Consider the following 13,308-nt stretch of genomic DNA (forward strand, 5'->3'; position numbering starts at 1 on the left):
AGGTGGACCGCGAAGTTAGCTTACGGACTCTGCCCGCTCCCCTTTCACCCGCACCTTTCTGCGATACGAGGTAAAGAAGCTGTACCAGCGAAGCTTGAGTACGCCGAGAATGCCTTCTTTCACGATGCCTTTGCTCATTTTCGACTCGCCGAAAGTGCGGTCGGTAAACAGGATCGGCACTTCCTTGATGCGGAAGCCCAGTTTCCAGGCCGCGAATTTCATCTCGATTTGGAAAGCGTATCCCACAAAGTGGATCTCCTCGAAATTGATCGCCTCGAGCACGGCGCGCTTGTAGCACACAAAGCCGGCCGTGGGGTCGGCCACAGGCATCCAGAGGATCATCCGGGTGTAAACGGATGCGCCCTTCGAGAGGGCGATGCGGTCGGTGGGCCAGTTGTGCACGCCGCCGCCGCGCACATAGCGCGAGCCTACGGCCACGTCGGCGCCGCCGGTCTTACAGGCCGCATAGAGCTCCGGCAGCTTGGCAACGGGGTGCGAAAAGTCGGCATCCATCTCGAAGATGAATTCGTAGCCGTTCTTCTGCGCCCACTTGAACCCGTGAATATAAGCGGTGCCGAGGCCGAGCTTGCCGCGGCGCTCTTCCAGGAACAGCGTGCCGGCGTACTCGGACATAAGGCCGCGCACAATATCGGCTGTGCCGTCGGGCGATCCATCGTCGATGATGAGCACGTGGAAGTCTTGCTTCAGGTTCTGCACGGCGCGAATGATCGCTTCGACGTTGTCCTTTTCGTTATAGGTTGGTATTATGACTATCTTCTCCACAAGCGGGGGCGGGTCAGGCTTTTTTCAGCATGATGCGGGTGTACAGTTCGGTGAGCTTCTGTTTCGTGTTCATCGGGAACTCACCCTTCATCATCCAGTCGTAGTATTGGGGCTCTGCCTTCAGCACATCTGCCACGGTGCGGCCCTTGTGCTTGCCGAAGTTGAACACCTCCACACCTTTTTCGTTATACACAAAGCGGCGGGCAAAGTCAATGATCTGGTCTTCACCCACGGCCTTGATCACCGTGTCGAGGGAGGTACCGAGCTGCGGGTAGCGTTCCACCTGTGCGAAAAGCACTTCGGCCGTGGCGTTGGCGTCCACCTCGGCGCCGTGGGCGCCTTCGAGGCTTTTATCGCAATAAAATTTATAGGCGGCGGCAAGGTTTCGTTGCTCCATCTGGTGGTAGATCTTCTGCACGTCTACCACCTTGCGGCTTTTCATATCAAATTCGACATCGGCGCGGATGAATTCCTCCACCAGCAGCGGGATGTCGAGGCGGTAGGCATTGTAGCAGGCAAGGTCGCAGCCATCGAGGTACTGCTTCAGCTCCTGGGCCACGGCTTTGAACACCGGGGCGTCTTTCACCATCTCGTTGCTGATGCCGTGAATATCGACAATAGCCTGGGGAATCTCGATCGTCGGGTTGAGGAGCTTGCGCTTGACACTGCGCATCCCGTCGGGAAGCAGCTTGATGATCGCGATCTCCACGATCCGGTCCGTGGCCACGTTATTTCCGGTCGCTTCAATGTCAATAACGGCCAGAGGCTTCTTCAGTTGTAACATGCGTGAGAATTCCAGTTTGCTTTAGAGGGGCTAAAGATAGCTTTTTACGGGCGGGTAATTGTTAAGATTTGTCGGGAGCCAGTATCGTTTCGACGAGCGGCGGCAGGGCGAGACCGTCGTAATTGCCAGAGCTCATGAGCAGGACCACCGCGTTGCTGTAGTCGGTCCGGCCAAACCAGTCTTCGAGGGCAGCGCGGTCATTGAGCACCTGCACGCGCTCGTTGGCGAATCCGGCGCGGACGAGATCGGCCGGCAGGTCCGGCAGGCGCTTCAGCTCCAGCGCGTGTTTGGCGTAAAACACCACGCCTTCGTCGGCGGCATCGAGGGCGCCGGCATATTCGTTCATGAAGTCGGCGTTGAGGCTGCTGTAGGTATGCAGCTCCAGCACGGCCAGCAGGCGCCGCTCCGGAAACTGCCGGCGCACGGCCTCGATGGTCGCCTTTACTTTGGAGGGCGCGTGGGCAAAGTCGCGGTATACGATTGTGTTCGCGTTTTCCCCCAGCAGCTCCAGGCGGCGGGCAGCGCCGGTGAAGCCGGCGATAGCGGCCGCGAAAGCTTCCGCCGTGAGGCCCAACTCGCGGCAAACCAGCCAGGCGGCGTGCAGGTTGAGCAGGTTGTGGTTCCCGAACACCTTGAGGGCGGTAGTTGCCCCGTCGATGGTGACCGTCGTGCGGCCAGCGTCGATACGGTGCGGCAGCACGCCGTAGGGCGCGTAGCGGATGTCGCTGCGGCGGGTTTCTTCCACCAGCTTTACCAGCTCGGGGTCGGTGTCGTTATAAATAAGAATACCGCCCTTTTCGATCATTCCGATAAAAATGCGGAACTGCTCGAGGTAAAAATCGAAGGTGGGAAAAACGTTGATATGGTCCCAGGCGATGCCGGTGAGTATGGCGATATGCGGGAACAGGAAGTGAAACTTGGGGCGTTTTTCGATGGCCGAAGCGGGGTATTCGTCGCCCTCGCACACGATCACGGGCGCGTCGGTGATGTTAACCGACTGGTCGAAGCCGGGAAGGCGGGCGCCTACCAGGTAGTCGAAGGCCTGCCCCGACTGGCGGAGCACATGCATGATCATGGAGGTGGTGGTGGTCTTGCCGTGCGAGCCGCCGACCACTACCCGCTGCTTGTCGCGGCTTTCCTGGAAAATGTATTCGGGGAAGGAGTAAATGGGCAGGTCCAGCTCGCGGGCGCGCTGCAGCTCGGGGTTGTCAAGGCGGGCGTGCATGCCGAGGATGACCGCGTTGAGGCCGGCGTGGATGCGTTCGGGGTGCCAGCCCATTTCGGCGGGCAGCAGGCCTTCGGCCTGCAGGTTAGACAGGGCCGGCTCGAAGATCTCGTCGTCGGAGCCCGAAATCTGGTATCCTTTTCGCTTTAATGCTATGGCGAGCTGGTGCATCACCGACCCGCCTATGGAGATAAAATGGATATTCATTCCTACTTTTGGGGTAATATCCGGCAAATTAAACCGTTTATCATCAAACCTCCCGGTCATGAAAAACAAAATCGCGTCCCTGGTACTGCTGAGCGCCCTGTCGCTGTCGCTGGCGTCCTGCTTTACCTCCCGCAGCAAGTATGGCTGCCCCGCTACCGCTTATAAGGAAGCGAAAAGCACGAAAATCTAGTACCCATGCAGTGGACGACGCTAACCTCCGAGGAGCAGCTCATCGAGCTCATCAGCCGCTCCCGTGAAACACCCCAGGTCATTTTCAAGCACAGCACCCGTTGTTCCATCAGCAGCGTGGCCTTCCAGCGGATCGACAAGGCGCAGAAGCCCCCGGCCACCGATTTCTGGTTGCTGGATGTGCTGACAAGCCGCCCCCTTTCCCAACAGGTCGCCCAGCGCTTCGGCGTGAACCACGAGTCGCCCCAGGTGCTCGTGATCAAGAACGGCGAATGCGTATATGACGATAGCCACCTCGGCATTTCGATGCAGGACATCGCCAGCCAGGTGCTGATGGCGTAGGCTCCGGCTGCGCTCAGCCTGGCAGGTTACGCCAGTTGTCATCATCTGCTTGTCGCAGGATCAATCGTGAATCGTCAATAGTTCGTTCTGTAAAGCGGGAACCGTGTTTTCTTTCTTCCCTTTCCAGGCAAAGCCCTCCGGTCTTATTTTCCAGATAAATCCATCCAGCACGTAGTGTGTCAGCTGCGGCAGCGCCAGCAGCGGCACGATCAGCGCGAGCAGCGGCTTCGACAGGTCGAGCTGCCAGCGAACGGTGCCGAACACACGCGCGTGCTCCTTCCACAATACAACATCCCAGAGTCCTTCCTCGAGCCAGGCAAACAAGAATAACGCGCCCAGGAACAGCACCAGTCCGCGAAGGCTGAACAGGTAGCGCAGCAAACGGGTACCCCGCCCCTGCTGCACGTATTCCTTGCGGCCGTAGATCCACACCAGCGCCATGTAAGGCACGCCGTGGCTGATCACGTTGGTGAGAGTAAAAGCCAGGTCGCCGTTGAAATAAACGATCCCGAAATACCAGCTCCCGGCCGTTCCGGCCACCAGCAGCAGGCGGGCTGCGTTGACCGAACGGGCGCGCCAGCTGCGGATCATTTCAGAAACGATGTAGACGAGCAGTAGAACTACGTAAAGGGCCGTTATCCACGGCAGCAGGCGGGGTTGGTTCAGGTAAAGGAAATCGCCGTCCACGAACCAGTCGAAGCGGCGTTTGCCGCCCAGGTGCCACCAGAGCAGCGGGTAAAGCGTCACGCCATAAATCGTCCAGCGGTCGATGCAGGCGAAAAGGCCCTCCTTTGGCTCGCGGCGGCTGTAGATGCGCAGGAAACCGTACTGCTGCCGCACGAAATGAAATACGGCCGCATAGGCGAGCACCCGCCAGAAAAAGGCCGGGCTGCTGCTGTAGGCCAGCACGCCGGCCACATAGCACAGGGCGGGTATCCCCCAAAGCAGCCCTCCGTGCCGGGCCCGCGCAGCCGGGTCGAAATAGGTGCGGTACAGCGTGCTGTACACGTGGGCCACGTCTACCAGCAACACCAGCAGCACCCAGCCCGCCTCGGAGACCGCGCCATTCCCCGAGAAAAAGGAAGGAAAGAGAAAGAGTGCCGCCAGCGCCAGGAACGGCGGCGCCAGGATAAAGGCGCTGTCCACCGCGGCCGATCCGATCCAGGGTTGGGTATGCTTAGCCATGGGTTTCTATTTGACGGGCGGCGTTCAGTCCCTGGTAAAATGCCTCTTCAAAAATGCTGATCCCCGCCAGGTCGCTGTGGGCGAAATGAACCCGCCGGTGTGGCGCGGTGGCGAGGGTGGCCCGTTCCGGGCCGAGCAGCAGGCCGGGCAGCGGTTGTGCCATTGCGTGCCCCCACAGCAGGACGTCGAGTCGCTTCGTGGCGGCGCGGATGTTGGCATGCACCCGCTCCAGGTCAGTGAACGCCAGGGCCGCCCAGTCGGCATGGCTGCGGCCATAAGCCGCGCGCCGCGCCGCTTCCGGCGAAGCATCCGTGAGCGGCTGGTACCAGGTGATGTTGCGCCGGCCTGATGCCGCGCGGATCAACTGGTGCGTGGCGGTTACATACCCAAGCGAAGGACTGTCGTAGATCACATTATCCCAGCAGGCACCCGTTCCCGGAAGCTCTTCCAGCCCGTCTACTTCCAGGTTGGCCACCAGCCAGGGTGTATAATGCAGCTGGCGATGCACTTTGTCCAGGCGCGCCTCGTCTTGCAACAGGCGGGCGGCCACGAATTGCGGTACCGCCAAAATGCAATGACGCGCGGAATAGCCCGTAATCTTTTTTGTGGCAACATCGAGTACGTCCACGCGCACGCGCTCTTTACCCGGCTCCACCCGGAGCGCCAGCTGGCCCGTGCGCACCTTTCCTGCTAATTCTTTTTGCAGGGCTTTTACAAGAAAGCCATTGCCTTCGGGCCAGGTGAGCACGTCGCTGGTCGCGGCGTTGACGCCGCGTCCTTTGCGGGCGGCGAAATAATGAATGCCTGCCCAGGCACTCACCACATCGTGACGGGCACCGAAATCGTCGCGGGTGCAATAGTCGGCGTACCAGTGTACGTAGCGACTGCGGTATCCTTCGCGTTCGAGCCATTGCCGGAAACTAAGCCGGTCGAGGCCCGCAAAGCTGTCGTCGCGGCTGGAGGCGTCGAGCGGGATGGCAAAGGCGGGACGGCCGTCGCGGCCGATGGCCTTGCGGAAGTCGTCCATTTGCTTGAGGAAGCGCTCCACTTCGCGGAGGTCGTTGGCGCCCAGGCCGAAGTGCGGCACGAGGCCCTCCTGCCAGCGGCCGTTGATAAAGAGGCGCTCCTGCGGGTCGAAGCACAAGTGGTATTCGTTGTATTGCGGAAGGCCGTTGGCGGCAAAGCCGGTAACGACACCGGCTTCCTGTAGAAATACAAGGTACTCCTGCAGGTCGTTGTTGGGCGTAGGCACATAGTGCGCGCCCCAGGGATAGGCCGACACGCTGTTGCGGCCGCCGCGGGCGTTGCCACCGGCTTCGTCTTCGAGGTCGAGCACCAGCAGGTCGGTCGTGCCGCCACGGTGCAGCGCCCGCGCCGCTGAGAGCCCGCTGACGCCGGCGCCGACTATCAGCACGTCCACGTCCTGGTACCCTGCGGCGTGCGGCGGTGCTTTCGTGTCGCGCAGCAGGTGGCCCACGGCGGCATTGGCGCCCACGATGGATCCCGGCACTGGTCCCGCGCCACGCGTGCCACAGGAAGCGAGCCCGAGGAGCCCGAGCGAAAGCCGCAGGAAATCGCGCCGGCTGTGACTCATGGCTCCAGGTATTTGCCCCACTCCTCTTCGAAATAATGCACGAGCAGTTGGTTGTTGAGCTTGTTTACCCCCACGGCTACCGGGCTGCGCATGTCTTCCGGAAACACCAGCATCTGCTGCAGCGTGGCCGCATTGAGGTAGCGCAGTCCGGAGGGCAGGCTTTGCGGGATCGGGTCGCCGCCTTCATGGCGGGCCATGATGTACCCCCACTCGCCGAAGGAAGGCACATAGTTGTGGTACGGTATCGTTTGCAGACCTGCCGAGCGAATGGTGCTGTCCACACACCAGAAGCTGCGGGGCGCCACATAGGGCGACGTGCTTTGCACCACGGCCACCCCGCCGGGAGCCAGCGTGCGGGCCACGAGGTTGTAAAAGAGATTGGTATAGAGTTTCCCCACCGCGTAGCTGGAGGGGTCGGGAAAATCAATGATGATCGCGTCGAAGCGGCTGCGGTTTTGCCGCAGCCATACGAACGCGTCGGCGTTGGTCACGCGCACCTTCGGATCGAGCAGCGAGCGCCGGTTCAATTGCGTAAGAATCTCCTGGTGGCTGAAAAGGCGCGTCATAGCGGGGTCGAGGTCTACGAGCTGCACCTGTTGCACCGAAGGATAGCGCAGGATTTCACGCACGGCCAGGCCATCGCCGCCGCCGAGCACCAACACGTTGCGCGGGGCGCCTACCAGCGACAACGCCGGGTGCACCAGCGCTTCGTGGTAGCGGTATTCGTCGGCCGAGCTGAATTGGAGGTTGCCATTGAGAAAAAGCCGCAGCTCGCGCTTGTTGCGGGTGAGCACGATCCGCTGGTAGGGCGTAGACGTCGCATACACGACCTGGTCGTTGTAGGTCATCGTCTCGCTGAAGCTCATGACCGAATCGGAAAAGACAAATACGAGCAACTGTCCCGCAATGAGCAGGGCGGCGCTCACCTGCAGGGCAACGCCCCCGCGCAGCTCGCGGCGGAAGCGGCGCGACAGGTACCAGCCGACGGCTATGTTGAGGATGCCAAAAAATAAGGCCGTGCGGATCAGGCCAAGCCGCGGCACTAGAAGCAGCGGAAAGAGCAGCGAGGCGAGCAGCGCGCCGATGTAGTCAACTGTAAACACGCGGCTCACGAGGTCGCGGAACTCCACCTTGTCCTTCAGGATCCGCATCAGCAGCGGCAACTCGAGCCCAACAAGCGCACCGGTGAGGGCCACCAGCGCATACAGCACGATGCGGAAGGAAGCGACCAGCGGAAAGACGACGAACAGCAGCGCCGCGGAAAAGCCGCCGACAAAGCCGACCAGCAATTCGATGCGGATGAACCATTCGAGCAGGTTGCCCCGCAGGTAGCGCGACAGCCAGGAGCCGATACCCATCGCAAACAGGTATACCCCGATGATGGTGCTGAACTGCGTGACGCTGTCGCCCAAAAGGTACGACGCCAGGGTGCCCGCAACGAGCTCGTAAATGAGTCCGCAGGTAGCGATGATGAATACGGCCAGCAGGAGCAGCCAGTGGGCTTCGGTCTTTTGTCGGGGCATGATCAGTGAATAGCCGATGCGATGATGATGGCCATGGAAAGCATGAAGAAGCCGGCCAGCACGGCCACCGCCATGTTCTTGTTTTCGAGGATCTCGCGGCGGATGTTGTGCTTCGGGGTCAGTATTTCTACCAGCACAAAGCAGATCACCAGGATGATGATCCCGAGAAAGGAATACAGGACAGAATTGGTAATTGCCTGGGACATATGTGTCGGATTTAGCGGGTTATTTATGGTAATGGGTACCGGGGCCGCCGGCGTTCCACTGGTTGCTGGAAAAATTATAGAGGCGCCGGCCCGTCAGGTCGTGGTAAGCCAGCAGGCCCGACACGGACAGTAGCACTACGATGAACCACCGGAAGGGGTAGTACAGGGAGCCGGGCTGGAAAAAGTTAAGATTCCTCATCATAATTGAATGGAGTGAAGGGACTGTTGTACCAGCGGGAGCGTTCGCTGCTGCGCACGCGCAAATAAGTGACCAAAGGCCAGCCGAGCAGCGTCAGCAGGCTGAGCCAGAAGTTGCGCATCATCGGCACGTCGTAGGTCACGCGAACGCGTGCCGAGTCGGTGCGTGCCAGCATCGGTTCGCGCTGCACCTGCAGTTGCAGCAGGTAATTCCCCGAGGGAACAGCGGTGAGGTAGCCCGATTCGTGGCGGCTTCCCTCCGACCAGCTTTCACCGCCGTCGTAGCCTTCGTAATATTCCACGCCCTGCTCGAGGCCGTATTCCTGGCCGCTCCGCTTATCGATCAGCGAGGTGCTTACTTCCACCCAGCTGTTCGTCACCGGCGACCATACTTCTACTTCCACGTTGGCCTGGTCGCGGTCAAGGTATATGTCGTTGCGCGACAGGCTTACCGTGTCGCGGTTGTCGAACGCTAGGTTTTCGTCCAGCAAGACGTGGTCGCGGCTCGGCCAGGTTAGCAGCAGGTGCAGCAGCAGGAGAAACACGATGCCGCCAGCCGCCACCAGGGCGATCTTGCCGGGCGCAATAAAGGCCCGCGGCTCCACGGCACCCACGCCCTGCTTCGGCGGCAGGTAGCCGTTGTGCGCAAAGGCTTTCGACAACTCGCGGCCCGCGATGTGCTGCCCGTGGTACCAGGCAAAGCAGGCGCGCTTGTCTATTTCGCAGGACCACATCTCCGGCGGTGAAATGTATTCGTATACTTCGGTGCTTTCCACGTCGTCGATGTCGTAAGGAAAAGAACCTTGTGCAAAGACCACCTTATAATGATACCGGTTGTATTTCTGGTACGGCTCTTTATCAAACACCAACGTATCGGGTGCAGGCTGCCGGATCGCAGGGCCTTCGCCACGCTCGCGCAGGAAGATCCAGTGGCCGTCGAACTCGCTGAGAAAAGCATAGCCTTCCCATTCGTTCCACAACACGTATTCACGCCAACGGGCATGGTAGGCGTTCTGCTCCTCTTTCACTGCAAAGCCCACGATCTCGTAGTCGGCACCGAACACGCGCCCCTTGCTGCCAAGGGGCAGGTCGGGCAGCGAGTATTCACCATTGCTGTCGCCCTTGGTGATGGTGCCGCGGTCGTTGCGGCGAAAGTGCTTGCCACAGTGGGCGCAGGCGCCGCTTTGCGCATAGGGCAGTCCCTGCAGGGTGACGGTCTTGTTGCACGAAGGGCAGGGCATCGAAACCGCTTCACCGAGCAGCGAGGGGCGCGTATTGACGAAGTGCAGATCGGAGGCGTTCACCCAAACAGCGTCGAAGCTTTGGACTTCGTTACGCGCCCACTCGAACAGCCACAGCTCGCCGCCGCCGGCGGCCGACAGCACGAAGCTGCGAAAGCTTTGGCGCGCCAGGGGCAGCCAGGCCACGCCTTCGGCTTCCCAGCGCTCGCAGGAATCCCGCGCCGTGGCCGTGTATTCCACCCCATTGACCGTTTGATCACGGCCGATCTTCAGGTGATCCAGCTCGCCGGAATCTATGTCCACGGCTCCTTTCGGGCGGAGCAATACGTAGAGGCCGTAGCCTTCGCCCAGCAAGGCCAGCTCGCCGTCGTCGAACAGGAGCGCCCAGTAGTTGAACACCGATCCTTCCAGCTGGCAGCGCACGCGTCCGCTGAGGGTAAAGGATCGCCCTTCCCAGCTGCCGGTGCTACCGGGTTGCAGCGGCTCTACGGGCTTGCTGATGGCGCTGTTGGGCAGAGGTTCCAGTTTGCCGCTATTGCGGCGCAGCAGGGCGCCGCAGGTGCAAACAGAAAGGTTGAGCGCTTCGTGGGCAAAGTGATGGGCCGTACCGCAGCGCGGACAATTCAGGATGCTCGGTTCCATGGTCAGCGCGTAAGGTTTTGGCGTTCCGCAACGGTGCCGCCGAACCAGGCACAGATCGATTCGAAGAGGGCGTCGGCGATGCCCTCGTTGCTTTGCTCGTGGTTGCTCAGGTACACGTCCATGTTCAGGCGCCCATACTCGGGCCAGGTGTGCACCGAAAGGTGGCTTTCACAAAGGCACACAACGCCGGTGAAGCCCCCACCAGGGAAGTGGTGAAACACCTCACCAAGACGGGTAAGGCCCTGCGCGTCTACCGCGCGTTGGATAAAATTGCGGAAAGCGTCGCCCGCGTGCAGCAGGTCGGTGTCTGGAACCAAAAGGGTGGCGATCAGGTGCGTGCCCGGCCGGTAGCTCATATACAGTTGTTCGGACCGGCAAAATACGGAAATCCGCGAAATGCAGCGGCTCAGATGGCCTGGCTGAAGCGGCGGCCTTCATCGCCCGCGGCTTCGCTGCGCAATTTCAGCAGGTCGAACGCCGCGCAAATGTTGCGCACGAAGTGGCGCCCGGTTTCGGTGATGGTCATCCCCTCCCCGCTCAGGGTTACGAGCCCGTCCTCAGCCAGCTTTTCGAGCACCGGCTTGCTGAACGAATCCAGGCAGGCGCGGTCTTCGGAACGGAAGGAGACCTGGCCGCGGCAACTCGCATCGAGGATGTAGCGGCGGAAGGCGCGGTCTTCCTCGGTAAGAAAATAGCCTTTCGTAACGGCCAGCTCACCGCGGCCGATCATCGCGTAATAGTCGTGCAAGGTCTTGGCATTTTGCGCGAAGGCGGTGCCGGCATCGGAGATGCTCGACACGCCGAGGCCGAGGAGCAGCCCGGTGTCCTGGGTGGTGTACCCCATGAAGTTGCGGTGCAGGCGGCCGTCGGCGCGGGCCTTGCTCAGCTCGTCGGAGGGCAGCGCGAAATGGTCCATACCAATGTCTTCATACCCCGCCTCCAGCAGCAGATCTTTACCCAGGCGGTACAGCTCCAGCTTTTGTTCGGGCGACGGCAGGTGGCTTTCATTGAACAGGCGCTGGGCCTTACTGTTCCAGGGCACATGGGCGTAGCTGTAAAAAGCGATGCGCTCCGGCTTCAGCGTAATGACCGAGCGGATCGTTTGCTCCATGCCCGCGGCCGTTTGCAGCGGCAGGCCATAAATCAGGTCGAAGTTGATCGAGGTAAAACCGGCGGCGCGGGCCTCCCCGGTGGCGCGCTGTACGTTTTCGAAGGGCTGGATGCGGTTGATGACGCGCTGCACTTCCGGGTCGAGGTCCTGCACGCCATAGGAAATGCGATGGAAGCCAAGCTCGTACAGCACCTTCAGGTGCGCGTCGGTGGTATTGTTGGGGTGGCCTTCGATGCTGAACTGGTGTTGCGGATGCACAATGGCGCCCTTCAGCAATTCCTGGAGCAGCAGCTTCAGGTGACGCGGCGAGAAGAAGGTGGGCGTGCCGCCGCCGAGGTGCAGCTCGCGGATCACGGGTGTTTGCTGCATCAGCTTGCGGTAGCTTTTCCATTCTTCCAGCACGGCCCGCAGGTAGGGCTCTTCCACGCTGTGGTTGGTGGTGATCTTCTTGTTGCAGCCGCAATAGGTACAGAGCGACTCGCAGAACGGCAGGTGCAGGTAGAGCGAGATGCCGCGGGTATGGTTCTCCTCGTGAAACTGCCGGCGGAAGGTTTCCTTCCACGCCTCCGCGTCGATCCCCTCCTGCCAGTAGGGCACGGTGGGATAGCTGGTGTAGCGGGGCACGGGCTGGTTGTACTTCCGGATCAACAGGGGACTGACAGCTTCACGGTTCATAGGACAAAACTACCTTTCCCGGATGGCGGCCCGGGTGACGGGCGTTAGGGAAAAAGGAGAGGTTTGTCAGGGAGAGAAAGAACGCAGATCCCGCAAGCGGGATACGCAGATTGGTTAAGATCAATTATGATCTAATTCGACGTAACAAAAAAATCGCGTTAATCCGGTCAATCATAATAATCTGCGTTCTTTCTCTTGGGAATGCTATCAATAGAGCAGATTCTTCAGCTTTTCCAGGTTCAGGATCGAGATCTTGCCGCTCCGGATGTCGATCAGCTTCTCGCCTTTGAAGTCGCTCAGTGTGCGGATCAGCGACTCGGTGGCGGTGCCGATGTACTGGGCGATGTCGTCGCGGGAGAACTCGATGACCGGGTCGGGGCGCTGGCTGTAGAATTTCTCGTGGATATCCACCAGTGCCTTCGCCACGCGCTTGCGCAGCGAGCTGTAGGCCAGGTTGAGGAGGCGCTCCTCCTTTTCCTTCATATTGTGCGTGACGATGCGGATGAATTTGGCGGCGATATTGATGTCGCTGTAGATCATCTGCAGGAATTCATCGCGGGGGATCTGCATCAGCTCGGCATCTTCGAGCACGGTGGCGGTGTCGTCGTAATTCTGGTCTTCGATGAGGGCGGTGTAGCCGATGAAGTCGCCGGCGCTGAACAGGTCCGTGATGTACTCCTTGCCGTCCTCGTGGGTCTTGTAGGCTTTCACCTTGCCGCTCACGAGGTAATAGAGGTAGCGCGGGCGCTTGCCCTCGGTGTATACGGTTTGCTTGCGGGCGAAGTGCTCCACGTCGTACTGGCCGCTGAGCTGCTTGATCATCCCACTGTCTTTCACGTCTTTCACGAATTGCGTGAGCCCCTGCGGCGACGAAGCGTAGTTGTGCTCGAGCACTTCCACTTTCTTAAGACGAACCTCGATGGCATTGAGCAGCTCGATGTCCTCGAACGGCTTCGTCACGTAGTCGTCGGCGCCCATTTCCATGCCTTTGCGGAAGTCGCTGCGCTCGGTTTTCGCCGTCAGGAAAATGAAGGGAATCCGCTCCGTGTCGGGGTTCTTCTTCAGCAGGTGCAGCACTCCGTAGCCATCGAGCTCGGGCATCATGATGTCGCACACGATAAGATCGGGCTTTTCGCGGGCGGCGGTTTCCACGCCCCGCTTGCCGTTCTCGGCGGTGAGGGTTTTGTAACCGGCGAGATCAAGTATCTCCGCCGTATTGTCCCTCAGGTCGTTGTTGTCATCGATGACCAGGATCGTCTTTGCCATAGTTACTGGGTTTATTGGTCTAATGGTTTATTGGTCTATTGGTAACTTGTTCGTCGCAATTTTTTACTCATTACTCATTACTCATTACTCATTACTCATTACTCATTACTCATTACTCATTACTCATTACTCATTAC

General features: G+C 60.0%; 14 protein-coding genes. 2 read left to right on the forward strand and 12 right to left on the reverse strand.

The window, feature by feature from the left end:
• Positions 1-15: 15 nt before the first annotated feature.
• The 3 genes from E0486_RS17315 to E0486_RS17325 form a co-directional block, all read right to left on the reverse strand.
• Complete coding sequence (locus E0486_RS17315) at positions 16-783, reverse strand: polyprenol monophosphomannose synthase (RefSeq protein WP_131854120.1); 768 nt, start codon at positions 781-783, stop codon at positions 16-18.
• Between the two features lie 13 nt (positions 784-796).
• The gene (locus E0486_RS17320; RefSeq protein WP_131854122.1) at positions 797-1,567 is read right to left on the reverse strand and encodes a 3'-5' exonuclease; all 771 of its coding nucleotides are present in this window, start codon (positions 1,565-1,567) and stop codon (positions 797-799) included.
• Between the two features lie 61 nt (positions 1,568-1,628).
• The gene (locus E0486_RS17325) at positions 1,629-2,999 is read right to left on the reverse strand and encodes a UDP-N-acetylmuramate--L-alanine ligase (protein ID WP_131854124.1); all 1,371 of its coding nucleotides are present in this window, start codon (positions 2,997-2,999) and stop codon (positions 1,629-1,631) included.
• A 58-nt stretch (positions 3,000-3,057) separates the two neighbouring features.
• On the opposite strand from E0486_RS17325, the gene E0486_RS19315 reads away from it, so the two are divergent.
• Together E0486_RS19315 and ytxJ are read left to right on the forward strand one after the other, a co-directional pair.
• Positions 3,058-3,189, forward strand: coding sequence for a hypothetical protein (locus tag E0486_RS19315; RefSeq protein WP_262709645.1), 132 nt, complete (start codon positions 3,058-3,060; stop codon positions 3,187-3,189).
• Positions 3,190-3,194: 5 nt separating this feature from the next.
• On the forward strand, positions 3,195-3,530 hold the full coding sequence (gene ytxJ / locus E0486_RS17330; RefSeq protein ID WP_131854126.1) for a bacillithiol system redox-active protein YtxJ: 336 nt from the start codon (positions 3,195-3,197) through the stop codon (positions 3,528-3,530).
• A gap of 60 nt (positions 3,531-3,590) precedes the next feature.
• On the opposite strand, the gene E0486_RS17335 is transcribed toward ytxJ, so the two are convergent.
• The 9 genes from E0486_RS17335 to E0486_RS17375 form a co-directional block, all read right to left on the reverse strand.
• Positions 3,591-4,715, reverse strand: coding sequence for a hypothetical protein (locus E0486_RS17335; RefSeq protein ID WP_207906285.1), 1,125 nt, complete (start codon positions 4,713-4,715; stop codon positions 3,591-3,593).
• Positions 4,708-6,309 carry a flavin monoamine oxidase family protein gene (locus E0486_RS17340; RefSeq protein ID WP_131854128.1) on the reverse strand — a complete coding sequence of 534 codons (1,602 nt, stop codon included), beginning with the start codon at positions 6,307-6,309 and terminating at the stop codon, positions 4,708-4,710. The genes E0486_RS17335 and E0486_RS17340 overlap by 8 nt, the downstream gene beginning before the upstream one ends.
• Positions 6,306-7,832, reverse strand: coding sequence for a polyamine aminopropyltransferase (locus tag E0486_RS17345; RefSeq protein ID WP_131854130.1), 1,527 nt, complete (start codon positions 7,830-7,832; stop codon positions 6,306-6,308). The genes E0486_RS17340 and E0486_RS17345 overlap by 4 nt, the downstream gene beginning before the upstream one ends.
• A gap of 2 nt (positions 7,833-7,834) precedes the next feature.
• Positions 7,835-8,038 (reverse strand): DUF350 domain-containing protein, encoded by a 204-nt coding sequence (locus tag E0486_RS17350; RefSeq protein WP_131854132.1) that lies wholly within the window; start codon positions 8,036-8,038, stop codon positions 7,835-7,837.
• Between the two features lie 19 nt (positions 8,039-8,057).
• Complete coding sequence (locus E0486_RS17355) at positions 8,058-8,240, reverse strand: hypothetical protein (RefSeq protein WP_165917399.1); 183 nt, start codon at positions 8,238-8,240, stop codon at positions 8,058-8,060.
• Positions 8,224-10,119 (reverse strand): DUF4178 domain-containing protein, encoded by a 1,896-nt coding sequence (locus E0486_RS17360; RefSeq protein ID WP_131854136.1) that lies wholly within the window; start codon positions 10,117-10,119, stop codon positions 8,224-8,226. The genes E0486_RS17355 and E0486_RS17360 overlap by 17 nt, the downstream gene beginning before the upstream one ends.
• Before the next feature lie 2 nt (positions 10,120-10,121).
• The gene (locus E0486_RS17365) at positions 10,122-10,475 is read right to left on the reverse strand and encodes an S-adenosylmethionine decarboxylase family protein (RefSeq protein WP_131854138.1); all 354 of its coding nucleotides are present in this window, start codon (positions 10,473-10,475) and stop codon (positions 10,122-10,124) included.
• Positions 10,476-10,525: 50 nt separating this feature from the next.
• Positions 10,526-11,905: an oxygen-independent coproporphyrinogen III oxidase gene (gene hemN / locus E0486_RS17370; protein WP_131854140.1), complete on the reverse strand. Its 1,380-nt coding sequence runs from the start codon at positions 11,903-11,905 to the stop codon at positions 10,526-10,528.
• A gap of 207 nt (positions 11,906-12,112) precedes the next feature.
• Entirely contained in the window at positions 12,113-13,171 is a 1,059-nt protein-coding gene (locus E0486_RS17375; protein ID WP_131854142.1) for a response regulator, read from the reverse strand.
• Positions 13,172-13,308 lie beyond the last annotated feature (137 nt).

The sequence above is a fragment of the Flaviaesturariibacter aridisoli genome, assembly GCF_004343705.1.
In the GTDB taxonomy this organism is placed as follows: Bacteria; Bacteroidota; Bacteroidia; order Chitinophagales; family Chitinophagaceae; genus Flavisolibacter; species Flavisolibacter aridisoli.

Excerpts from the sequence above, each read along its gene's own strand:
- E0486_RS17320 (WP_131854122.1), bottom strand. The coding sequence starts at position 1,567 with ATGTTACAACTGAAGAAGCCTCTGGCCGTTATTGACATTGAAGCGACC.
- E0486_RS17325 (WP_131854124.1), bottom strand. The coding sequence starts at position 2,999 with ATGAATATCCATTTTATCTCCATAGGCGGGTCGGTGATGCACCAGCTC.
- E0486_RS19315 (WP_262709645.1), top strand. The coding sequence starts at position 3,058 with ATGAAAAACAAAATCGCGTCCCTGGTACTGCTGAGCGCCCTGTCGCTG.
- ytxJ (WP_131854126.1), top strand. The coding sequence starts at position 3,195 with ATGCAGTGGACGACGCTAACCTCCGAGGAGCAGCTCATCGAGCTCATC.
- E0486_RS17335 (WP_207906285.1), bottom strand. The coding sequence starts at position 4,715 with ATGGCTAAGCATACCCAACCCTGGATCGGATCGGCCGCGGTGGACAGC.
- E0486_RS17340 (WP_131854128.1), bottom strand. The coding sequence starts at position 6,309 with ATGAGTCACAGCCGGCGCGATTTCCTGCGGCTTTCGCTCGGGCTCCTC.
- E0486_RS17345 (WP_131854130.1), bottom strand. The coding sequence starts at position 7,832 with ATGCCCCGACAAAAGACCGAAGCCCACTGGCTGCTCCTGCTGGCCGTA.
- E0486_RS17350 (WP_131854132.1), bottom strand. The coding sequence starts at position 8,038 with ATGTCCCAGGCAATTACCAATTCTGTCCTGTATTCCTTTCTCGGGATC.
- E0486_RS17355 (WP_165917399.1), bottom strand. The coding sequence starts at position 8,240 with ATGATGAGGAATCTTAACTTTTTCCAGCCCGGCTCCCTGTACTACCCC.
- E0486_RS17360 (WP_131854136.1), bottom strand. The coding sequence starts at position 10,119 with ATGGAACCGAGCATCCTGAATTGTCCGCGCTGCGGTACGGCCCATCAC.
- E0486_RS17365 (WP_131854138.1), bottom strand. The coding sequence starts at position 10,475 with ATGAGCTACCGGCCGGGCACGCACCTGATCGCCACCCTTTTGGTTCCA.
- hemN (WP_131854140.1), bottom strand. The coding sequence starts at position 11,905 with ATGAACCGTGAAGCTGTCAGTCCCCTGTTGATCCGGAAGTACAACCAG.
- E0486_RS17375 (WP_131854142.1), bottom strand. The coding sequence starts at position 13,171 with ATGGCAAAGACGATCCTGGTCATCGATGACAACAACGACCTGAGGGAC.